Source organism: Longimicrobium sp. (assembly GCA_036377595.1).
In the GTDB taxonomy this organism is placed as follows: domain Bacteria; phylum Gemmatimonadota; class Gemmatimonadetes; order Longimicrobiales; family Longimicrobiaceae; genus Longimicrobium.
In genome coordinates this window covers 1-20,505 of sequence record DASUYB010000184.1, presented here as the reverse complement: position 1 = coordinate 20,505, position 20,505 = coordinate 1, and the positions used below count along the sequence as shown (strand labels likewise).

General features: G+C 72.0%; 16 protein-coding genes. 6 read left to right on the top strand and 10 right to left on the bottom strand.

The window, feature by feature from the left end:
- Positions 1-160: 160 nt before the first annotated feature.
- Both VF092_29720 and VF092_29715 read right to left on the bottom strand, forming a co-directional pair.
- Positions 161-1,780, bottom strand: a complete 1,620-nt coding sequence (locus tag VF092_29720; GenBank protein HEX6751508.1) for an N-acetylmuramoyl-L-alanine amidase — start codon at positions 1,778-1,780, stop codon at positions 161-163.
- Positions 1,781-2,051: 271 nt separating this feature from the next.
- Positions 2,052-3,446 carry a S8 family serine peptidase gene (locus VF092_29715; protein ID HEX6751507.1) on the bottom strand — a complete coding sequence of 465 codons (1,395 nt, stop codon included), beginning with the start codon at positions 3,444-3,446 and terminating at the stop codon, positions 2,052-2,054.
- A 621-nt stretch (positions 3,447-4,067) separates the two neighbouring features.
- Between VF092_29715 and VF092_29710 the strand changes: the two genes are divergently transcribed.
- Together VF092_29710 and VF092_29705 are read left to right on the top strand one after the other, a co-directional pair.
- Complete coding sequence (locus VF092_29710) at positions 4,068-5,360, top strand: amidohydrolase family protein (GenBank protein ID HEX6751506.1); 1,293 nt, start codon at positions 4,068-4,070, stop codon at positions 5,358-5,360.
- A gap of 21 nt (positions 5,361-5,381) precedes the next feature.
- A complete protein-coding gene (locus tag VF092_29705) occupies positions 5,382-6,002 on the top strand; it encodes a hypothetical protein (GenBank protein HEX6751505.1) in 621 nt (206 codons plus the stop codon).
- An 88-nt stretch (positions 6,003-6,090) separates the two neighbouring features.
- On the opposite strand, the gene VF092_29700 is transcribed toward VF092_29705, so the two are convergent.
- A complete protein-coding gene (locus tag VF092_29700; GenBank protein HEX6751504.1) occupies positions 6,091-6,876 on the bottom strand; it encodes a zinc ribbon domain-containing protein in 786 nt (261 codons plus the stop codon).
- A 576-nt stretch (positions 6,877-7,452) separates the two neighbouring features.
- Here VF092_29700 and VF092_29695 point away from each other — a divergent pair.
- Positions 7,453-7,695 (top strand): hypothetical protein, encoded by a 243-nt coding sequence (locus tag VF092_29695; GenBank protein ID HEX6751503.1) that lies wholly within the window; start codon positions 7,453-7,455, stop codon positions 7,693-7,695.
- A 95-nt stretch (positions 7,696-7,790) separates the two neighbouring features.
- Here the strand turns inward: VF092_29695 and VF092_29690 are convergent, their stop codons facing one another.
- The 6 genes from VF092_29690 to VF092_29665 all read right to left on the bottom strand — a co-directional run bounded on the left by VF092_29690 (position 7,791) and on the right by VF092_29665 (position 17,287).
- The gene (locus VF092_29690; protein HEX6751502.1) at positions 7,791-9,230 is read right to left on the bottom strand and encodes a hypothetical protein; all 1,440 of its coding nucleotides are present in this window, start codon (positions 9,228-9,230) and stop codon (positions 7,791-7,793) included.
- Positions 9,231-9,255: 25 nt separating this feature from the next.
- A complete protein-coding gene (locus tag VF092_29685; protein HEX6751501.1) occupies positions 9,256-12,339 on the bottom strand; it encodes a SusC/RagA family TonB-linked outer membrane protein in 3,084 nt (1,027 codons plus the stop codon).
- Between the two features lie 315 nt (positions 12,340-12,654).
- Complete coding sequence (argR, locus tag VF092_29680) at positions 12,655-13,110, bottom strand: arginine repressor (protein ID HEX6751500.1); 456 nt, start codon at positions 13,108-13,110, stop codon at positions 12,655-12,657.
- 560 nt (positions 13,111-13,670) lie between these two features.
- Positions 13,671-14,066, bottom strand: a complete 396-nt coding sequence (locus tag VF092_29675; GenBank protein HEX6751499.1) for a hypothetical protein — start codon at positions 14,064-14,066, stop codon at positions 13,671-13,673.
- 89 nt (positions 14,067-14,155) lie between these two features.
- Positions 14,156-16,426 carry a hypothetical protein gene (locus VF092_29670; GenBank protein ID HEX6751498.1) on the bottom strand — a complete coding sequence of 757 codons (2,271 nt, stop codon included), beginning with the start codon at positions 16,424-16,426 and terminating at the stop codon, positions 14,156-14,158.
- A 129-nt stretch (positions 16,427-16,555) separates the two neighbouring features.
- Positions 16,556-17,287: a glycerophosphodiester phosphodiesterase family protein gene (locus VF092_29665; protein ID HEX6751497.1), complete on the bottom strand. Its 732-nt coding sequence runs from the start codon at positions 17,285-17,287 to the stop codon at positions 16,556-16,558.
- 448 nt (positions 17,288-17,735) lie between these two features.
- On the opposite strand from VF092_29665, the gene tatA reads away from it, so the two are divergent.
- The 3 genes from tatA (at position 17,736) to VF092_29650 (ending at position 19,189) form a co-directional block, all read left to right on the top strand.
- On the top strand, positions 17,736-17,999 hold the full coding sequence (gene tatA, locus VF092_29660) for a twin-arginine translocase TatA/TatE family subunit (protein ID HEX6751496.1): 264 nt from the start codon (positions 17,736-17,738) through the stop codon (positions 17,997-17,999).
- A gap of 120 nt (positions 18,000-18,119) precedes the next feature.
- Entirely contained in the window at positions 18,120-18,725 is a 606-nt protein-coding gene (locus tag VF092_29655) for a nucleotidyltransferase domain-containing protein (GenBank protein ID HEX6751495.1), read from the top strand.
- A complete protein-coding gene (locus tag VF092_29650) occupies positions 18,722-19,189 on the top strand; it encodes a hypothetical protein (protein HEX6751494.1) in 468 nt (155 codons plus the stop codon). Before VF092_29655 ends, VF092_29650 begins: the two co-directional genes overlap by 4 nt.
- 6 nt (positions 19,190-19,195) lie before the next feature.
- Here the strand turns inward: VF092_29650 and mpl are convergent.
- Positions 19,196-20,505: UDP-N-acetylmuramate:L-alanyl-gamma-D-glutamyl-meso-diaminopimelate ligase (gene mpl / locus VF092_29645; protein ID HEX6751493.1), on the bottom strand; the 1,310-nt coding region annotated here is incomplete at its 5' end.

Below are 20,505 nucleotides of genomic sequence, written 5' to 3'. Positions count from 1 at the left end.
TGCACGCCTGTTGCTGAGTCAATGCACATCGAAAATCCGTGTACAACAAAAAATCGGTAAATCCAGTGTTTTGAGCGCGAAAAACCCAGGATTGGCGCCAATCCTGGGTCTCGCATGTAGCCGGAACTGTCGAACGCCTGCTGCGTGAGACTATCTCTTTTTATCTGTTCACCCGCATCCGGAGGAAGTCGGCGATGCCACGGACGTGCGCGTCGGCCAGGCGGTCCAGGAAGCCCGGGTCGCGCAGCGCCGCCTCCTGCTCGGGGATGGGCATGAACAGCGACTCGGTGAGGCAGCTCGGCATCCACGTGGGCCGCACCAGCGCCAGGTTCCCCCACTTCGCGCCCAGGTCGGGGATCTGCGTGGCCGCCGCGATCTGGCGGTCGAGCGCGCGGCAGAGGTCCGTCGAGAAGGGCTGGAACCAGTAGGTGCTCGTCCCGTGGTCGCGGAACGGGTTGGCTTCCGCCCCGAACGCGTTGTTGTGGATGGAGATGAGGAGATCGGCGTTCTCCCGCACCGCCTGCGCCGGCCGCGCGCCCAGCTCCACGGAGACGTCGGTCGTGCGCGTCATGCTCACGATCGCCCCCGCCGCGCGCAGCCGCTCGGCCACGCGCAGGCCGATCGCCAGGTTCGCGTCTTTCTCCTGGAACCCCGTGGGCCCCGTCGCCCCCGCGGGCGGGTGGCCGGGATCGACCACGATGCGGATGCCGCGCAGCGGATCGGCCGCGTCGATCCGCGGCGGCCGGCGGATGCGCACGACGAGCGTTCCTTCCCCCTCGTAGAACGCCTTGTATCCCCACGGCCAGCGCGACAGGGCCACGTCCACCCGGTACTGCGACGGCGAGGGAGAGGATTGGCCCGCGCCGGTGACGAAATCGTCCGGCGTGACGTTCAGCATCGCCGCCGCGCTCGCGCCGTAGACGGTCACGTGCACCCCCGCGCTGTCCGCCGTCACCAGGAACGGCGCGAACCCGGCCGGGATGCGCACCTCTGGCGCCGCCCCCGCCGTCACCGTCACCGCGCGCCCCACCGTCGGCAGCTGCGCCGCGTCCGCCGAGGCGCGCACGTTCGCGGTGTCGATCCACGCGACGGTGGTGTCCAGCCGCACGCGGTACTGCCCGCCGCGCCGCTCCAGCAGCGCCAGCCGCGTCCCCCGCGGGAAGAACCAGCGATACGGGCCCGTCGGCGTGGGCCGCGCGTAGATGGCGTCGGAGCCGGTGGCCAGCGTGTCGCCGCTGCGCGTGACGACGCCCGCGCGCGGCGCGGTGAACGCCTCGCTCGCCGCCGGTGCCGGGCGCGCGGCCGAGGTGTCCGTCGTCGCCGCCTGCGTCGCCGTATCCGCCTGCGCCCCGCTCGGCGCGCCGGCGTCCGCGCGGTAGGTGTACGACGCCTCCGCACGCTCGCCGCCCTTGAACGCCGCCAGCCGCCACGTCCCGTCCGCGGGCACGGGGAGGTAGGCCAGGAACGCCCCGTTCGGCGCCACCGGCACCTGCGCGCCGTTGATCACCAGCGCCGCATCTCCAGTCCCCACGCTGCCGTAGAGGAAGGTGGAGTCGCGCCGCGGCCGCGCCTCCCCCGGCTCCGGCGCCACCAGGCGGATCGCCAGCGGCCCGTCGACGGCGGGGATCGGCGGCAGCCCCGCGGTCAGTGGCGTGTACGCGACCGGCGCGGGCGGGCCGGACGGCACGGGGCCGGACACCGGCGGCGTGGGCCGGCACGCGGCGGCCAACAGCAGCGCGCCGAGCGGAAGCGCGGCGCGGCGGGCGAGCGGACGAGGCACGGTCAAGATCCCGATCTCCTGCCTGGACGGACGAAATCGCCGCCCGCAGCGAGGCGGCGCGGCGATCGTCATGGGCGTGCAAGCCTCACGCCTCATCCCCCTGAAAACGAAAATCTCACGCGGAGACGCGGAGCCGCGGGAGAAACTCACCGACGCGATGAGTTCTCCGCGCCTCCGCGTCTCCGCGTGAGGCCATCTCTTTCTTTGAGATGAAGAACGGCGGTGCCGCCCCGGATTCGGAACGACACCGCCGATAACTGCTTCGGAGATCTTACAGCCCGGCGCCCAGCGAGGTGTTGGTCACCGCGCGGTACACGTTCAGGCGGCCGTTGCCGAACTTGGTGTCGTAGCCGGCCGTGCCCCGGTCGTCGGCCGTGCTCTGCAGGCGGGTGCGCAGCGCGCTGCCGCGCAGCCCCGTCTTCGAGGCCACTGCGGCCGCGGCGCCGGTCACCTGCGGCGTGGCCATCGAGGTGCCCAGCATGTAGGCGTAGCTGCCGCCCGGCAGCGGGCCGCTGTAGGTGCGGCCGCCGGTGTAGCCGGCCACGATCGCGCTGAAGATGCACCCCTCCTCGGTGGTGTTGCTGTAGCAGTACCCGCCCGGCGCCGAGATGTCGAGCCCGCTGCCGTACTGCGAGTACGAGGCGAGCGCGTCCTGCCAGGTGGTGGCCGACACCGAGATGGCGTTGGCGTCGCAGGCCGGGCAGCCGACCTTGCTGGTGCCGCTGTTCCCCGCGGCCGCGATCACCAGCACGCCCTTGCCCACGGCGTAGCTGATGGCGCTCTTCTCGCCCTGGCTCTCGATGCTCCCGCCCAGCGACAGGTTCATCGCCACCATGTTCGGCTGGTCGGCGGCCGCGCGGATGGCGTTGATGATCGACGAGGTGTAGCACCCCGCCGCGCCGCACACGCGCTGCACGTACACCTTCACGTGCGGGCTGGCGCCGGTCACGCCGGCCACGCCCACCGTGGTACCGGCCATCGTGCCGGTGGTGTGCGTGCCGTGCCCCTCGTCGGGGGTGTCGAACGGCGTGAAGTCGGTGCAGGTGGCGCTGCCGTTCCCCGCGGCGGCCTGGCTGTACCAGTCGCAGCCGGCGATCAGGCGCCCGGTGAACTCGGGGTGGTTGAAATCCACGCCCGTGTCGATGCTGCCGATCACCACGTCGGCGCCGCCCGCGGCGATCCCCTCGATGGCGTCCTCGTCGGCGTCGAGCGTCGACGCGTAGCTGGCCGGGATGGGGCCGGTGGCGCCGTTCGGGTCGTTGTAGAACGACATGTTCAGCCCGCCCGGGTTGAAGAACGCCCATAGGCGGCTGTCGATGGCGTCCACGTGGCGGATGTAGTTGGGCTCGGCCCACTCCACCCGCGGGTCGGCGGCCAGGCGCGCGGCCTCGGCGCGCTCCTGCCCGTTCTCCACCGCCACGATCGAGTAGGCGTGCCGGTAGCCCTCCTGCTGGACCGGCGTGCCCAGCGAGCGGGCCGCCGCGATCGCACCGTTCACATCCTTGAACTTCACCAGCACCTCGCCCGGCACCACCGGATCCACGGCCACCGACGGGGCGGCCGCCTGGGGGATCAGCGTCTGGTTCGGGGTGGCGGGGTTGTCGGAGCAGGCTGCCAGCGCGGCGGCCGCCAGCACGCCGACCGCCGTGTTGCGGATGCGGTACATCGACTCTCCTGTCGAGCGAGTGGTGATGGGTGAACGGGGCGGCCGTGCACGTCCACCGGTGGGGGAGTCCGGGCGAGTGGCACCAGCGTTCGAGGGATGTCGTGCGGCCATGGACAAGGCAACGAGTGCGCCATTCCGCGCCTGGGCGCAAAACCCGCATGAATACTCGACTTGTGAATTTTCAACCAGATCATCCGCCGCTCCGAAACACATCGCCGCGCACCGATCTGGTGCATTAATCTGCGCAACCTATTGTTTATCAATCAAATATCTGTACCCGATTCACCATTCGTTTCCGGCCTTGCCGATGCATAATCATCCACCCACGCGGTTTGGGAGATCGTGGGAAATGATGGATCTGGGCTGTCGTCGAAGTGACCGCGCCCACCCGGATCCCCGTCGCGCGCACCGTCATCTCGCCCTCGGAGATGCCTGTAGTCCGCGAAGGCGGACTTCGTGTGGTTGTTGCAGCGAATTCATTCGCCCCTCCACCTCTGCGGACCGGATCATCTGCATCGCAGCGGTGCACCCTCGCCATCCGCGTTGAACGCCGCGGCGCGCGCGCATAGCTTGTCCCGCGTCCGCGCCCACGCGCTTCGAACCCGCCACGTCTCCCGGCCCATGCGCACCCTCCGATTTCTCGCCCTGCTCCTCCCGCTCGCGCTTCCCCTGGCCGCCCGTGCGCAGGCTGCGCCGCCGCCGCAGCGCACGCTCCTGCGCCCCGCGCGCGTGTTCGACGGCGCCGAGTTGCACGAGGGCTGGGCTGTGCTGGTGGAGGGCAACCGCATCGCCGGCGCGGGGCCGGCGGCGTCGCTCGCGGACGTGGGCGCGCGCGTGGTCGACCTCCCCGGGACCACGCTGATCCCGGGGATGATCGAGGGGCACTCGCACCTCCTCCTCCATCCCTACAACGAGGCCAGCTGGGACGAGCAGGTGCTCTCCGAGCCGCTGGCGCTCCGCGTCGCGCGCGCCACCGCGTCCGCGCGGGCGACCCTCCTCGCCGGCTTCACCACCGAGCGCGACCTGGGCACCGAAGGAGCGGGCTACGCCGACGTCGGCCTCAAGCGCGCGATCGACGAGGGGATCATCCCCGGCCCGCGGCTGATCGTGGTGACGAGGGCGATGGTGGCCACGGGCGCATACGGCCCCAAGGGCGCGCCCGAGTGGCGGCTGCCGCAGGGCGCCGAGGAGGCCAGCGGGCCGGAGGAGTCCGCGAGGATCGCGCGCGACCAGATCGGCCACGGCGCCGACTGGGTGAAGGTGTACGCCGACTACCGCCTGGGCGAGGGCGAGCCCGCACGCCCCACCTTCACCGAGGCCGAGCTGCGCGCCATCGTCGACGCCGCCACCAGCGTCGGCCGCCCCGTCGTGGCGCACGCGGCCACGCCCGAGGGGATGCGCCGCGCGGTGGTGGCCGGCGTCAGCACCATCGAGCACGGCGACGAGGGCACCCCCGAGGTGTTCCGCCTGATGCGCGAGCGCAAGGTCGCCTACTGTCCCACGTTGGCGGCCACGGAGGCGGTCCGGACGTACCGCGGCTGGCGCAAGGGGCGCGACCCCGAGCCGCCGCAGGTGACGCAGAAGAAGCGGAGCTTCCGGGCCGCGCTCGACGCCGGCGTTACCATCTGCATGGGCGGCGACGTGGGCGTGTACACGCACGGCGACAACGTGCGCGAGATGGAGCTGATGGTGGAGTACGGGATGACGCCGCTGCAGGTGCTGATGGCGGCCACCTCGGTGAACGCCCGCATCTTCCGCATGGACGACCGCGTCGGCTCCATCCGCCAGGGGCTGCTGGCCGACCTGGTGGCGCTCGAGGGCGACCCCACGCGCGACGTGGCCTCGTGGCGGCGCGTGCGCTTCGTGATGAAGGACGGCACCGTCTACCTCGGCCCCGGCGCGGAGCCGCGGTGACCTGAAGGGACCGGCAGGGTGATGACGAACGAGCCTGACTCGCCCCACCACGACGCCGCCGACGCGCAGGCGCGGCTCCGCGACGTCCGGGCCGCGCTGGCGCAGGCCACCGGCGGCGCCCCGGCCGGCCTGGTGCTGGCAGAGGTGGCGCAGCAGATGGCCGCCGAGCTGGGCGCGTACTTCGAGGATCTGCCCATGCGCGGCTTCACCGGGCGGGTCGCGCGTGCAGGTGGCGTGAAGGGCGCGGTTCTTCCCCGGCGCGCCATCCTCCACCGGGTGGTGATCGGACGCTACATCTCCGCGTCTCGCCCGCGGGCGGTGGACGGTGGCAGGCTCGAGCGCGCCGTCGAGATCGCGCTGGTGGCGCTCGGCTCGGACGGCGTGCTCCGCCAGGGACGGGCGATCGAGCGGGTGGTGCTCCCCCGGGAGGCGGTGATCGGCATCACGCCCCTCGCATGGGACGACCCGGCGCTCCGGCGCGTCCCCACGGGCTCCGTGCGGCTGGGCGCCTGGCCGGGCGGAGCCGGGCAGGTGGCCACGCCGCGGCAGGTGCTGGACGCGCTGGCGTCTATCGCCACCACCCTCGCCGACACCTCGCGCCGCGACCTGGAGTTGCTCCAGCGCCTCATCGGCCCCGGCTGACCATCCCCACATCGCAAGAGAATCCCCGGCCGCTCCTCACGAGCCGCCGGGGATCGTCGTTCCGATCCACTCAGCACTCAGCACTCCCCTACCGCACCGCCTGCTCGGCCTGGGCCTTCATCGCGGGGAGACCCTGCGCGTGCTCCTCGTACTCAGGGAGCTTCTTCGCCGTCTCCGCGTCGTACGCCTGGAGGAAGCGGCGGTAGAGCTCCTTCGCGGCCGCCTGGTTGCCGCGCCCCGCCTCCGCCTGCGCCGCGACGAAGAGCCCGTACAGGTGCGTGGGGCTGGCGGCCAGGATCGTGTCCGCCTGCGCGCGCGCCGCGGCCCATTGGCCGGAGACCAGGTGCAGCGCGCCCAGGTGGTAGCGCCCGTCCGCGTCCAGCGAGTCCACGCGCTCGTACGCGGCGATGGCCATCGGCAGGAAGCGCAGCGCCTGCGCCGTGTCGTTGGCCGAGACCGCGGTCATCACGCGGTTGAACAGCCGGTCCGCGGCTTCGCGCGGCGTCATCGACGCAAGGTCCACCGCGGCGGGGTTCCCCTGCGGCCCGCCCGTCACCGGCCCCTGCGCGGCCGGCGCCTGCGCGAACGGCGGCTGTCCGGCGGAGGGCTGCTCGCCGCGCCCGCCCAGCCGCGGGATTACCAGCACCGCCAGCAGCGCCGCCACGGCGATCCCCGCCACCGCCCACGGGAGCGCGGAGGTGCGTGCCGCCGGCGACGCCGTAGGAGACGCCGCGGCCCCGCACATGTTACAGAAGCGCGCCCCCTTGGGGAGCGGGTTGCCGCACTCGCGGCACGCCGCGCTGATGGCGGCGCCGCAGTGCTGGCAGAAGCGTCCGGACGCCTCGGCGCCGCACGCGGAACAGGTCTCGGTCATCACCGGCCGTGAGTTCGGGAAGTTCGGTCGAAGTGGCGCAAAGCTACGCGCGATGCGCACTTCGCGGAAGAACCCGGGCATCGGCGCGATCCGCGGTGTCGCGCCCTCTCCGGCTCGCTGGGGCTCGCCACCTCTCCCGGTACGGGCCCGTACCGGGAGAGGTAGGGGGGAGGACATCACCGCTGGGGCGAGGATTCGCGTGGCCGCGGAGTGGCCCCCTCCCCCGGCCCCTCCCCCGCTACGCAGGGGAGGGGAGAACTCATTGCGGCGACATACTTTGCGTGAGGGATGCGCGCCCGGAGGGCCGGGACGCCGCCGCGCACGCACCGGTGCCGCGTGACGCGAAGATGCCGGGCGCGGCGGTGGCCCGGCGCGGTTGGGCACAGCGGTATCGTGCCCTACCGCGCGCGCAGCCCGTTTTGGCGTCTCGGCGCCAAACACGCCCAAACCGCTCTTGAGAAATGCCAACATTGCAGAAACGTCTGCCGTCGCCGGTGCCCCGGACGCGGCACGCGAAATGCGCCTTGGGAACGGCCCTGACCGCCCCGCGGAAACGACGCTCCGAGCCCTTGAACGATGCCCCTGGAAGCACCCCTGCTGAACGCCCTGGAGGCCGCCGCGCCGCGCCCGATCCGTGCACTTCCCGTTACCGAGCCCGAGCCCGACCCCGCCGAGGCGCTGATCCGCCGCCTGGCGGCCGACCGCCTGCGCGACCTGCGCGACGACGGGGTGACGCTGGCGTACGTGGCGCGGATGTACGGCGTGGACGCCGCGCTGATGGAGCGCCTGCAGGCCGAGCTGGTGCCCACGCGGCCCTGACGGTCCGCGGCGGGAGCCAGGGCGAACGAAAGGCCCGGCGAGCTTGCGCTCGCCGGGCCTTCGTCACTTCACGATCCGACCGTTCCGCGCGACGCTTACGCGTTGCGGTCCAGGCAGCCCGTGAAGTTGGGGTTGTTCCGCTCCTGCTGCGGCAGGATCAGGTTCACGTCCGGCCCGTAGTTGCCGCCCTCGGCGAACACGCCGGTGGGGAACACGGTCTCGGCCCCGCGCCCGTACTGCCGGATCAGGCGCCGCAGGTCACCCAGGCGGGTGCCGTGCGAGTACATCCAGAACGCCTTCTCGCGGAAGAACAGGTTCTGCTGCGCCACCGCGGTGCCCGGATCGACCAGCGGGGCCAGCCCCACCACCGTGGTGCGCAGCGCGTTCAGGATGGCCAGCGTGCCGCCCGCGCCCGCGAAGTTGCCCGCGCGCAGCTGCGCCTCGGCCTCGATCAGGCGCGCTTCCTTGCCCAGGAGCACGCTGTCGGGGCTGCTCTGCGCCGCCGTGGCGCCCGTCTGCAGCCCCGACGTCCAGCGCAGCTGCACCCGCAGGGGCACCGCGTTGGTGGTGTTGAACGGCGTGTTGCTGGTGGTGAAGCCGCGCTGCTGGCAGCGCGTGGTGGTCGGCGTGGAGATGCCGGTGCAGGTGGGCAGGCGCGGGTCGTTGGCCGACACGAAGTTCAGGCCGTTCGTCCCCTCGTTGTCGCCCATCGTGTAGCGGCGCCCCACGTTGTTCATCTCGCCCACCGTGTTGGTGCGGGTGGTGAGCGAGTGCTGGTGCTCGTAGGCGTACGTCGTCGGCACCGCCGCCACCTCGGCCGCGGCGTCGGTGAAGCGGCCCAGGTTCACCAGGATGCGCCCGCGCGTGAGCTTCAGCGCGTTGCGCACCTTGTTCTCCTGCGCGCTGGTGCCGGCGCCCAGCGCCGCCAGCCCCGAGTCGGCGTGGGCCAGCGCCTGGTTGTACACCTGCGTTCCCGTCAGCTGCGGGCCGTAGGTGTCCACGCCGTCGAACACGTCGGAGAACGCGATGCCGTTGCAGAAGTGCTCGGCCAGCATGTTCTCGATGTACGCCTCGACGAAGAACAGCTCCGCGGTCTGCCACGTGGGCGCCGCGGGGTTGTACGCCGCGATGGCGCGGATGGCCTGGGCCGCCGACACCCGGGCGCGGTGGGCGTACAGGTAGCCGTTGGCGAGGTTGGCGTTGCTGTCGATCGCGTGGCGCGCGTCGGTCTCGATCCGCTGCGCGAACGTGTCGCCGGTCTGCCACTCGTCGGCCAGCAGGCCGCTGTACATCCACAGCGTCTCGCCCGAGCTGCCGCCGTTGTACCCCGTGGTGGCGCCGATGAACCGGGCCATGGCGCCCAGCCGCAGCGCCTCGGCCCCGTCCGGCGACGCCACGTCGATGGGGTTGATGATGTCGGGATCGGTCACCTGCAGGAGCTCGTCCGTGTCGCACGCACCCAGGGAGACGGCGGCGAGCGCCGCTCCCAGGGCCACGCGCAGGCGGCTGCCGATCGCCTTGCGGGTCATTCGCATGGTAGGTCTCTCTCTCCTTCTGGCGTCAGAAGCCAAGGTTGACGCGCAGCGTGTAGTAGCTCGGCGGCGGCGCCGTCTGGAAGTCGGTCGGCACGTCGTTCTGGCCGTAGTTGCTCTCGGGGTCGATGCCGCTGTAGTCGGTCCACACCTTGAGGTTGCGGGCCGAGAAGGTGGCCGACAGCGACCGCCCGCCAAAGCGGCGCGCGAAGCGCTCGGGCGCGTTCAGCGTCACGCCCAGCTCGCGGAAGCGCCAGAACGAGGCGTCCTCCATGTACCCCGCCTGCGACGCCGACGGGTGCGAGCGCACCGCCACCGCGCGGGCCTGCTCCTCGAGCGGAGCGGTCGGGTCCACGTCGCCGCGGCAGTTGTTGCGGCTCTGGCAGCGGATGCGCTCCGTGCCGTTCAGCAGCACGTTGCCGGCCTTGTGGTCGAACAGCGCCGTGATCCGCACCTTCCGGTTGAACAGGTCGAACCCGTTGGTGAAGGTGATCTCGGTGCGCGGCTGCGAGTAGCCGATGAACTCGGCGGTGTCGCCGATCACCAGCTCGCTGACCTCGATGATCCCGTTGCCGTTGGCGTCGGAGAAGCTCTTGATGGGCCGCTGCCAGAAGCCGTTCAGCGGGAAGCCCTCGCGGTTCTGGATGGTGGCGCCGATGATCGGCGGCACGCCGCCCAGGTCGACCAGCTCGTTGGAGTTGTGCGACCCCGACACCGTCACGTCCCACCCCAGGAACGAGCGCTCCAGCAGCTGGCCGTTCACCAGCCACTCCCACCCCCAGTTGCGCACCTCGCCCAGGTTCTCGAAGCGCACCGTGCTGCCGGTGCCCAGCGAGAGCGGGAGGTTGCGGGCGATCAGGGCGTCGCGCGAGTCCTTGTTGTAGTAGGTCAGCTCGGTGTTCACCCGGTTGCCGAAGAAGCGGGCGTCGACGCCCATCTCCAGCTCGGTCGAGCGCTCGGGCTTCAGCGAGCGGTTGCCCACCGCGCTGAAGGCCACGCCCGGGAGCTCCGCGCCGTCGAAGCGGCCGGAGGTGGCGGCGTAGTACTGCACCGCGTCGATGGTGCCGGGCTGCACGCCGCTGGCGCCGTAGGCGGTGCGCAGGCGCAGCTCGTCGAGGAAGCCCATGTGGGGGAAGAAGCCCTCCTCCGACACCACCCAGCTCACCGACAGCTTGGGATAGAACACCGTCTTGAAGTCGGCGCCGAACGCGCTGTTGCGGTCCGAGCGCACCGCGCCGGTGATGAACAGCCGGTCGTTGATCCCCAGGTTCTCCTCGACGAAGGCGCCCAGGGTGCGCGACTCGGTGGTGCTCTCGTCACCGGTCACCACCGAGGCGGCCGTCACCGTGGTGGCGCCCGGAGGCAGGATCTGGCCGTACATCCCGTTGCGGTCGAACACATTGCGGTAGTACTGCGCGCCCACGGTGGTCCCCGAGGTCAGCCACGAGGTGGGGTGCGCGTTGGCCGTGGCGGCCGCGTCGACCGTGTAGACGTTGAAGGCGGTGCGGTAGTCGCCCTTGAAGCCCAGGCGGCTGCTGCCGAAGTCCGAGCAGTTGTTGCGGCGGCACAGGTCGCGGTCCACCCGGTTGGTGAAGTCGGCGCCGAAGTTGCCGCGCGCGGTCAGCCAGCTGAACGGCCGGTAGTTGCCGGTGACCGAGCCGATGAAGCGGTTGATGTCCTGGCGCACCGTCTCCTGGAAGATGTCGCCGGGGGTGAAGGCCCGGTACCCGTGCAGCGAGTCGCCGGTGGCCGTCACGTTGCCGCTGAAGCCCGGGCCGCCGTAGGCGCTGGACTGCAGGCCGGTGGTGTTGTTGTCGATCTGCGGGAGCCGCTGCGCCAGCACGATGTAGTTGGCGTTCACGGCGAAGTCGGCCTTGGAGCTCAGCGTGACGTTCAGGTTGGCGCGCGCCGAGCCGCGGTTGAGCGCGTTCGGGTGCATCCACTCGTCACGGATGTCGATGCCGCGGTTGTTCAGGCGGTCCACGTCGAACTGGGCGATCTTCAGCACGCCCGTCTCGGCCTCGAGCTCGCTCGACACGAAGTAGCGCAGCACCTCGCTGCCGCCCGACACCTGCAGCCCGTACAGGTCGCGGCGCCCGGTGCCCAGCGGCGTGGTGCGGCTGTCCTCGAACAGGTTGAAGGAGGTGACGCTGTCCTGAACGCAGCGGGCCGCGGCCACGTCCACCAGGAAGCACTGCACGCCGTTGGCGCTGGTGCTGTTGGTGGTGGCGGTGGTGCCGGTGCGCCAGGCGCGGTACGCCGTGGGATAGGTGTTGTGGTCGGTGACCACGCCCTGCTCGGTGTACACCGACCACTGCGGACGGCCCACGCGCCCGCGCTTGGTGCGGATCACGATCACCCCGTTGGCGGCGTCGGTGCCGTACAGCGTCGAGGCCGAGGGCCCCTTCACCACCTCGATGCTCTCGATCTCGTTGGGGTTCAGGTCGTTCACGCGGCTCATGGTGGAGCCGCCGACGCCGATCGCCTGCGAGTTGGTGGCGGAGTTCATCCGCACGCCGTCGATCACGTAGATCGGGTCGTTCGACAGCGAGAGCGAACTGGTGCCGCGGATGCGCACGCGGCCGCCGGTGCCGGTGGAGTTGCCGGGAAGCACCTGCACGCCCGGCACGCGGGCGGTCAGCAGGTCCGACATGCTGGCGATGGGCCGCTCCTGGGTGACCTGCGCGGCGTCGACGGTGCCCACCACGTTGCCCACGGTCAGGCGGCGCGCCTCGCCGGTGGCGGTGGTCACCACGGGGGCCAGCTGCACGGCCGACACGGCCAGGCGGAAGTCGGCGGTGGCGGCGCCGCCCGCGGGCACGGTCACGCTGCGGGTCTGCTCCACGTAGCCGATGCGCAGGGCGCGCAGGGTCACGGCGCGCCCGCCGGGCACGTTGCGCAGGACGTAGTGGCCCTGCTGGTTGGTCACCACGCTCAGGTTGGTGCCCGAAACGGTGATGCTGACGCCCGAGAGCGGCTCGCTGGAGCCGGCCGCGGTCACGTCACCCGAGACCGTTCCGGTCTGCTGCGCGGCGGCGGGGCTCCAGGCGGCGAGCCCTGCCACTGCGGCCACCACCCCGAGCGCCGTGGCTAGACGACTCGAGAAACTCATCTGCGTTCTCCTGAACTGCTGTGAACTGTTGTCCTGACAGGGATTTGTCTGCTGCCGGTCTGCCGTCCGGCGGGCGGCGTCCTCCTTTCCGTGTGGAGAGGGTCGGTGCGTGGAGACTGCGGGAACGAACGACGGGAGAATGGCGGCCGGCCCTCCGCACGGGGGCGGGGGGATCGGGTCGCCGGGAGTCGTCTGGAATAGCGGTCTCGAACGGTACACGTCCGTGTCGCGTTCGTCAACGTTCTGCTACGTCCTGCTACCGGCACGGGCGCACTTCCGCGGCGCGGGCGTTGCCCCGGCGCCGCTGCGCGCGCCTCAGCGCTCCACCCCGGCCAGCTCCTCGATGCGCCGGGTGACGGCCTCGCGGCGCGCGGGGTCGCGGAGGATCACCAGCACGGTGTCGTCGCCGGCGATGGTGCCCACCACCTCGGGCCACTCCTCCCAGTCGATCCCCACCGCGATGGGCTGCGCGCCCCCCACCAGCGTCTTCACCACCAGCAGGTTGCCCACCCCGTCGGCGCCCAGGTACAGGCTGGGGAGGAGGCGGGCCAGCGTCGGCGTGGGGTCGGTCACCCCCGGCGGCAGGGTGTACACCGAGCCGCCGTCCTCGTCGGGCACCTTCACCAGCCCCAGCTCGCGGATGTCACGCGAGAGGGTGGCCTGCGCCACCTCGATCCCCCGCTGCGCCAGCCGCTCGCGCAGCGCCTCCTGCGACGAGATGCGCTGCTCGCGGACGAGCTCCAGGATGACGGCGTGGCGTTGCGGCTTCAACGGGTTCCGAGCGGGGCAGCGTCGCGGGGGCGGCGACCCGCCGGCGTGCCGCAGTGCCGGCCGTGCACGGGTCTGGATGCCCGGGTTCGAGCGTGATCGGGCCCGCCGCGGGCGGCGTGCCGGGATGTATGGGAGCGCAAGGGGAATTCGCGGCGCAACGCCGCGCGTATACAGTATTTGCGCGGGCCTGTTTCCGCAAGCGTGCCCGCCCGCCGCACTCCCGTCACGTCGTTACATACAGATGTTTTCCCCGCCGTGACGACCGCCCTCCGACGCCGGTCACATCGACCGCTCCGACCCTGTCCGCGTCTCCTGAGAACGAAGGAGGCCGATCGGATGTGACGCCCGCACGGGATGGCTCATCTCCACGCCGACGGACATCAAAGACGAGAGGGCGGGGACGGATGGAAAAGGAAGAAAAATCTCACGCAGAGGACGCAGAGCCGCAGAGGAGGCTGCTCATTCCTCTGCGGCTCTGGGTGAGATTCAATCGCGCCTGTACGTGATCCGGAAGCGGCCCGAGCGCGGCGGATCCAATCGAACCCGGGCCACACTCGGCACTACGAGTTCCCCCGCTCCTCCGGCCGGAAGTCGTCGTCGATGGCGGAGATGGTGAGGAGCAGCGCCGTCTCGGCCGTGGCGCGGATGTCCTCCGCCTGGCCGGGGCCGAAGTAGAGCAGGTCGCCCTGCTTGAGCTCGTACTGTCCGCCCGCGTCGCGGTAGCCGAGCCCGCCCTCCACCACCTGCAGCGTCATGGGGCTGTCGGCCTGGTGCGTGCCGATCACCACGCCGTCGGCCACGGCCAGCAGCACCACCCGCAGCCGCCCCGACTTGGCCAGGGTGCGCCCGGCGCGGCCGCTGCGGCGGTACGCCTCCTCGGCGCGCAGCCCGGCCAGCTGCTCGGAGAGGCGGAAGGTCAACGAGGGCCCCGCCAGGGGGCGGCTGATGGACGACATGCTCCGGCTCCGTCTTTCCCGTGGTCTGATGATGGCGCCGCGCGGGCGCTCCGGTCCCGCCCCGGTTGCAAGCGCGGGGCCGCGCGCCGTCAGAACGCGCCCACGAACCCCACGTACCACTTCCCCTTCCCGCCGTCTCCCGGCCGCACGTACTCGATCGAGAGCGCGTCCTCGAAGATGCTGAGACCCGTGCCGTACGACCAGCGCACGCCGTTGGTGACGGACGAGCCCAGCCGCGCCAGCGCCGGCGCCGACGCGTCCGACACGTCCGACCACCCGGCGTCGGTGGAGAAGACGATCGCCGGGCGCAGCGGGGGGATGATGAAGCCCGCCGCGCGCGCCACCGGCCGGCTGCCGTACGGCGGCAGGTGCAGCAGCAGCCGGCCGCGTCCCAGCGCCGCGCGGCTCCCGCCGAACTCGTTGCGCTCGTAGCCGCGCAGCCCCTCGATCCCCCCGAAGCGGAAAAGGAACTGCGGCGGCGCCGTTCCCGCCACCACGCCCGCGTCTCCCCGGCCGATGAGCGTGACGTACTTCCCCGTGCGGCGGAAGGAAAGGAGCGCCGTCACCCGCTGCGTGTGGAAGTCGGCGAGCCCCACCTCGCCGCGGAGCGAGGCGAGCAGGCTGTTCCCCAGCGACAGCGCGCCCGCGCCGCGCGCCCAGCGCAGCTCGCCCTCGGCGGCCGCGTGCGTGCCGGGATCGACCGCGGCCAGCGGCGGGAAGTCGGCCGAGGCGCCGCCGAACAGCCCGCCGGAGACGTTGCGGCTCACCGAGTCCTGCCGCTCCCACCGTCCGCCCAGCATCGCCAGGAACGGCCCCGCGCGCCGGGTCAGCTGCAGCTCGCCGCCGGTGGCGTCGAGGTAGTCGCGCACGTCGTAGCCGGCCAGTGCCGCGCCAAGCGTGTATCCCAGGTCCCACTGCAGCGGCGGGCGGAAGGCCTGCAGGTCGCGGAGACGGCGATATCCCGTCGCCGCCAGCGTCCACCGCGCGGCGCCGGGGGTGGCGGGCTGCGGATGCCAGCGCGCCGAGGCCTCGCCGCGCGCCGTCCCCTCCGCGATGGCCCATCCGCCCGTCGCGTACAGGTCCCAGTCGCGCCGGTCCGGATTCCCCGGCTCCACGCGCACCCCCAGCCCGAGGTACGCGCCCTCCACGCGGTTGTAGCGGAAGAGGTGGTCGCCGCGCTCGTAGCGGATCGCCACCCGCAGCGCGCCGGGGTTGGCGGAGGGGGGACGGACGGCGGCGCGCAGGTCCGCGAAGTCGCCGATGTCGGTCGCGTTGGCGAACTCGCCCACGGCGCGCGAGAACCCGGCGAACGCGCTGTCACCCGGCGCCAGCGCGCGCACCAGCCGCTGGCCCTGCTGCGCGGGCCGCCACCCCTGGTTCAGCTGGAAGCCGGAGAAGGCGGTGACGATGCGGATCGCCGCCGCGCCGCCGAACAGGGGCGAGGCCACCTGCAGCTCGCGGCGCTGGCGGTAGGGCAGCCAGTAGCGGCCGGAGACGAGCCCGTTCTCCAGCTCGAAGTAGACGCCGCTCTCCGACGCGAACAGCCCGCCGCGCCGCTCCACGAAGCCGAAGCGCGCCCGGGCCACGGCGGCGCGGTCCACGTCCACGTAGAACGTTCCCGCCACCGTGCGCGCGGTGTCGGTGATCCCCGGCCGCAGCCGCACGGTCACCGGCACCAGCGTGGTCACGCCCTGCTGCGTACGCACGCGGACCGTGTCGCCCGCGGTGTAGTGGTAGAAGTCGAGCCCCCGCCACGAGAACGGATGGACGGCCACGGAGATGCGGGTGCGCGCGCCCGGCGAGGCGGAGAGCGCGAAGACGGAGATGGTGTTGCCGTACAGGTGCGGGATCACCCAGGGCGATTCCAGCAGCGAGCCCACGGTGTACGGCGTGGGCGCCAGCATGCGCACGCGGTGGCCGGTGACGCGCTGCTCCAGCCCCTCGCCGCGCGCCCACATCACCTGCCCCGCGAACTCGTCGATGGTCACGGGAAGCTCGCCGCCCTGCGCCGAGTCGGCGCGGATGGAGAGGTAGATGGCGGCGTCCATCCGCGCGGCATAGTCGTCGAGCCCCGCGGGCACCTGGCTCCCCGCGCGGATCACGCGCTCCACCAGCGCGCGCGTCCCCGGCGCGTCGAAGATCGAGGACGACGTGTCCGCGGCGAGGGACGGCCCGGTGGGCTGCGGGACGGGCGCGGGCGCGGCGGACGGCTGCCCGGCTCGCGGCACGGGCAGCGGCGCCGCGGCGGCGGTGTCGCGCCGCGGGCCGATGTAGATGGTGTCCGCGCGCGGACGGCGCGGCGTGGTGTCGCGCTGCGGCTGCTGCTGGAGCAGCGCGGCCGCGGCAATCGTCAGGAGCATCGATCCGGCCTCGGTTGGAACGTGCGCCCGTGCGCGGCGGGCGCGCTGGCAGTCAGGGCAAGGGGCGGACCAGCGTCAGGGGCAGGAGACAACGGGACAGCGCGGGGATGCCGCCGCGCGCGGGAGACGTCATCCCCCCGCGGCCGCTTCCCTATCGCGCTCCACCTCATCGCGCGCCGCCACGCCCGCCGCGGGGCGATTGGTGATGACGCCCATCACGCCGGCCCGCAGCAGCGCGCGGATGCGCCCCGGCTTGTCCACCGTCCACACCACCACGCCCAGCTTCGCGGCGCGCAGCGTCTCCAGCACCGCGGGCGCGGCGAGCGGATCGTGCAGGCAGATGCCGCCCACGCCCAGGTCGCGCGCCAGCGCCAGCACCTCTGGCGTCCACACCTCCGTCAGCAGCCAGCAGTGCGCGCCGGGCGCCAGCCGCCGGACCTCCGCCACGGATTCGGGATGGAAGGAGGAGAAGAGGGTCGCGTCCGTGCGCCCCGCCCGCTCGACGATCTCCACCGCGGCGGCCTCGATCCCCGGGCGCTTGATCTCGACGTTCAGGAACGCGTCCGCCTCCGCGGCCCAAGCGGCGACGTCCTCGAGCCGCGGCACCGGCTCGCCGCCCGCGCGCGCGGCGGAGATCTCGTCCCACGTCATCCGCGCCACCTCGCCGCGCGCGTCGGAGGTGCGGTCGAGGCGGTCGTCGTGCAGGACGACCGCCACCCCGTCGGCGGACGGCTGGACGTCGAGCTCGATCCCGTCGGCGCCCTGCTCCAGCGCCAGGCGGAAGGCGCGCATCGTGTTCTCCGGCGCCTCGCGCGGCGCGCCGCGGTGGCCGAGGATGAGCGGGCGTCGGTGCGAAGGCACGGCCTCTCCGCATTCGGGTCGATGACGATCGGAAGCGGGAATGTAGCGCCTCGCGCCCGCCGCCGCCGAATCATGCGCTAGCGATGCCTCCAGGGAGATGGAAGAGCTTGGGGGAGATAGGGTTGCGCGCGAGACAGGTGTCTTTCTCCATGAGATGCAGCGGCGCGCGGAAGCCTGGATCGCCCGGCTCGTCCGGAAGAAGCCCCACGTGTAGGCGAGATCCCTACACGGCGTCGTCATTCGCGCGGGACAGATCCTCCGTTGCCCGACCGCGGCCGGAACGCGCGCGTAACATCTTGTTTGCGAACGAGTTGGGGGCAGCGCGCGCCGGCGACGCAACCATTGAATGCGGCGGCGGTTCAATGTATCTTTCATGGCGCTGCGCTCCGGCTCTCCCGGCTGACGTCGCGGGCATCCGCCCGCGTTTCCCTTTCCTGAGGAGGTTCCGATGGGTTTCGGACTCGGCCCCGTCGAGATGATCCTGATCTTCTTCGTCCTGCTGCTCCTGTTCGGCGCCAAGCGGCTTCCCGAGCTGGCCAGCGGGATGGGCAAGGGGATCCGTGATTTCAAGCGCTCGCTGAACGGCCTCGACGAGCAGTCGATCCAGGCCAACCAGCAGCAGAACTACCTGCAGTCGGCGCCCACCACGCCGGCCGCCTCCGCCGCCGAGCAGCCCGCCGCCACCGCCGGCGAGCCCAAGCGCCTCGGCTGAAGCGCGTCGGATTGAAATGCGTGAGGCCCCCGTCGTCCGCGCCGGGGGCTTTCGTGCATCCAGGGACGGGATCTCAGCGGACGGATTGACGTGCGGCGTGAGCGCCCTACAATTGAGGGCATGGAACTGGACCAGCTCTCCGCCTTCGTCGGCTCCGAGGCCCGCGCCCGGCTGCTCGCGCACTTCGTCGCGCGCCCCGAGTCGCGGCTGCACGTGCGTGCGCTGGAGCGCGCGACCGGCGTCGGCAAGCGCTCACTGCAGGCGGAGCTCGCCCGGCTGGTGGAGATGGGGCTCGTCCGCCGCGAGCGCGAGGAGCGGCGCGTCGTCTACGTGCGCAGCGGCTACACGCCCGAGTGGCGCGCGATCGAGAAGCTGGTAGCCGCCTACGGCATCCCGCTCCTGCTGCGCGCGGCGCTGATGGGCGTTCCCGGCGTGGAGGCCGCGTTCATCTTCGGCTCCCTTGCCCGCGGCGACGCCCGCCCCGACAGCGACGTCGACCTGCTGGTCTACGGCCGCGACATTCCCGACGGCGCAGTCTCCGCGGCGCTCGCGGACGTCTACTTCATGCTCGAGCGGCCGGTGGATCTCAAGCTGTTCGACCGGGACGAGTTCGTGCGCTGGAACGACCCGCGCGTCAGCTTCCTTCCCACCGCCGTCACCGGGCCGAAGCGCTGGCTGCTCGGCTCCGAGGACCGCCTTCCCGCGGACGGCAGGAAGGCGGCATGAGCGACCGCTTCCAGAACTTTCTCGATGCCGGGTGGCTGCAGCCGAGCCCCGCCAGCGACGACGAGGTGGCGGACATCTGGGCGAACGCGCTCTCGACGTACCACGACGCGGCGACCGCGCAGCTCACGCCCAAGAACCGCACGATCCTGGGCTACGATGCCGGCCGGCTGGCCGCGTACGCGATCGTGCGTGCGCGCGACGTGAAGATCCGCGCGGGGAACCACCACGAGATCACGATCAAGGGCGCCGCCGCGCTGTCGGAGAAGGAGCTGGCCGGCGCCCTGTACGTCCTCGACGATCTCCGCGCCCGCAGGCATGCGCTGGAATACGGCTGGGGCGCCGCCACCTCGACCGACGCGTCCACGGCGCTGCTCGCGACCGTCCGCCGCATCCTCGAGCTCGGCGCCGACCACTTGCGGAATCAACGTCCCAGCCTTGCCAGCCGCATCGACTCACCCGAATAGACGCACTCACCCGCCGTCGGCGAGGGCCTTCAGCAGCTTCTCGTGGATGCCGCCGAAGCCGCCGTTCGACATCACCAGCACCACCTCGCCGCCGCGCAGCCGCGGCGCCAGGTGCGCGACGATCTCGTCCGGGTCGGCGATGTACCACGCCTCCTTCCCCTCCCCTCTCCACGCCTCCACCAGCTCCGTCGGGTTCATCGCCGTCTGCGCGGTGTAGCGCTCGGGGTGGAAGAGGCCCGCCATCACCACCTGGTCGGCCGAGCCGAACGCGCGGCGGTACGCGTCCTGGAATTCGCGGCGCTGCGCCGTGTAGCTGCGCGGCTCGAAGATCGCCACCACCGGCCGGGTCCCGTAGCGCTGGCGGACGGCGTCGATGGTCTCGCGCACGGCGGTGGGGTGGTGCGCGAAGTCGTCGATCACCGTCACCCCGCGCGCTTCGCCGCGCACCTCCATCCGGCGCTTGACGCTGCGGAAGGTGCGCAGCCCCTCGCGCACGCCGTCGCGGTCCGCGCCGATGAACTCCGCCGCGGCTATCACCGCCAGGCAGTTGCGCACGTTGAACGCGCCGGTCAGCGGCGTCTCCACCGCGCCCCAGCGCTCCCCGCCGCGCAGCACGGTGAAGCGCGTCCCTTCCGCGCCGAACGCCACCTCCTCCGCGGTCCAACGGGGATGGTCGCCCCCGCCCGATCTCCCCTCCCCCCCGTAGGCGAAGCTCTCCACGGGCGCGAACGCCTTCGGGGCCAGCTCGCGCACGATCGGCGAGTCCCACCCGGCCACCAGCGCGCCGCTGCCGGGAACGAGGTTGATGAAGCGCGCGAAGGCGAAGCGGTACGCCTCCTCGTCGCGGTAGATGTCCGCGTGGTCGAACTCGGCATTGTTCAGCACCGCCGCCCAGGGCAGGTAGTGCCACATCTTCGGGCCCTTGTCGAAATACGCGGTGTCGTACTCGTCGGCCTCGATCACGAAGTAGGGGGAATCGGTGAGGCGGAAGGAGGCGCCGAAATTCTCCACCACGCCGCCGACCAGGAAGGACGGGTCGAGTCCGGCGGCCTCGAGGGCCCACGCCAGCAGCGAGGTGGTGGTCGTCTTCCCGTGGGTCCCGGCCACCGCCAGCGGCAGCCGGTCGCGCAGGAACTCCTCCTTGATGACGACCGCCGCAGATGTGTAGCGGAGGCGGCGGTCGAGCACTGCCTCCAGCTCCGGGTTGCCGCGGGAGATGGCGTTCCCCACCACCACCATGTCGGGTGCGGGGTCCAGGTTCGCCGCACCGTACCCTTCCGCGTAGGCGATCCCCAGCGCCCGCAACTGATCGGACA

Coding starts and splice junctions, on each gene's coding strand:
- VF092_29715 (HEX6751507.1), bottom strand. CDS start 3,446: ATGTACCGCATCCGCAACACGGCGGTCGGCGTGCTGGCGGCCGCCGCG.
- VF092_29710 (HEX6751506.1), top strand. CDS start 4,068: ATGCGCACCCTCCGATTTCTCGCCCTGCTCCTCCCGCTCGCGCTTCCC.
- VF092_29705 (HEX6751505.1), top strand. CDS start 5,382: ATGACGAACGAGCCTGACTCGCCCCACCACGACGCCGCCGACGCGCAG.
- VF092_29700 (HEX6751504.1), bottom strand. CDS start 6,876: ATGACCGAGACCTGTTCCGCGTGCGGCGCCGAGGCGTCCGGACGCTTC.
- VF092_29695 (HEX6751503.1), top strand. CDS start 7,453: ATGCCCCTGGAAGCACCCCTGCTGAACGCCCTGGAGGCCGCCGCGCCG.
- VF092_29690 (HEX6751502.1), bottom strand. CDS start 9,230: ATGCGAATGACCCGCAAGGCGATCGGCAGCCGCCTGCGCGTGGCCCTG.
- VF092_29685 (HEX6751501.1), bottom strand. CDS start 12,339: ATGAGTTTCTCGAGTCGTCTAGCCACGGCGCTCGGGGTGGTGGCCGCA.
- VF092_29675 (HEX6751499.1), bottom strand. CDS start 14,066: ATGTCGTCCATCAGCCGCCCCCTGGCGGGGCCCTCGTTGACCTTCCGC.
- VF092_29670 (HEX6751498.1), bottom strand. CDS start 16,426: ATGCTCCTGACGATTGCCGCGGCCGCGCTGCTCCAGCAGCAGCCGCAG.
- tatA (HEX6751496.1), top strand. CDS start 17,736: ATGGGTTTCGGACTCGGCCCCGTCGAGATGATCCTGATCTTCTTCGTC.
- VF092_29655 (HEX6751495.1), top strand. CDS start 18,120: ATGGAACTGGACCAGCTCTCCGCCTTCGTCGGCTCCGAGGCCCGCGCC.
- VF092_29650 (HEX6751494.1), top strand. CDS start 18,722: ATGAGCGACCGCTTCCAGAACTTTCTCGATGCCGGGTGGCTGCAGCCG.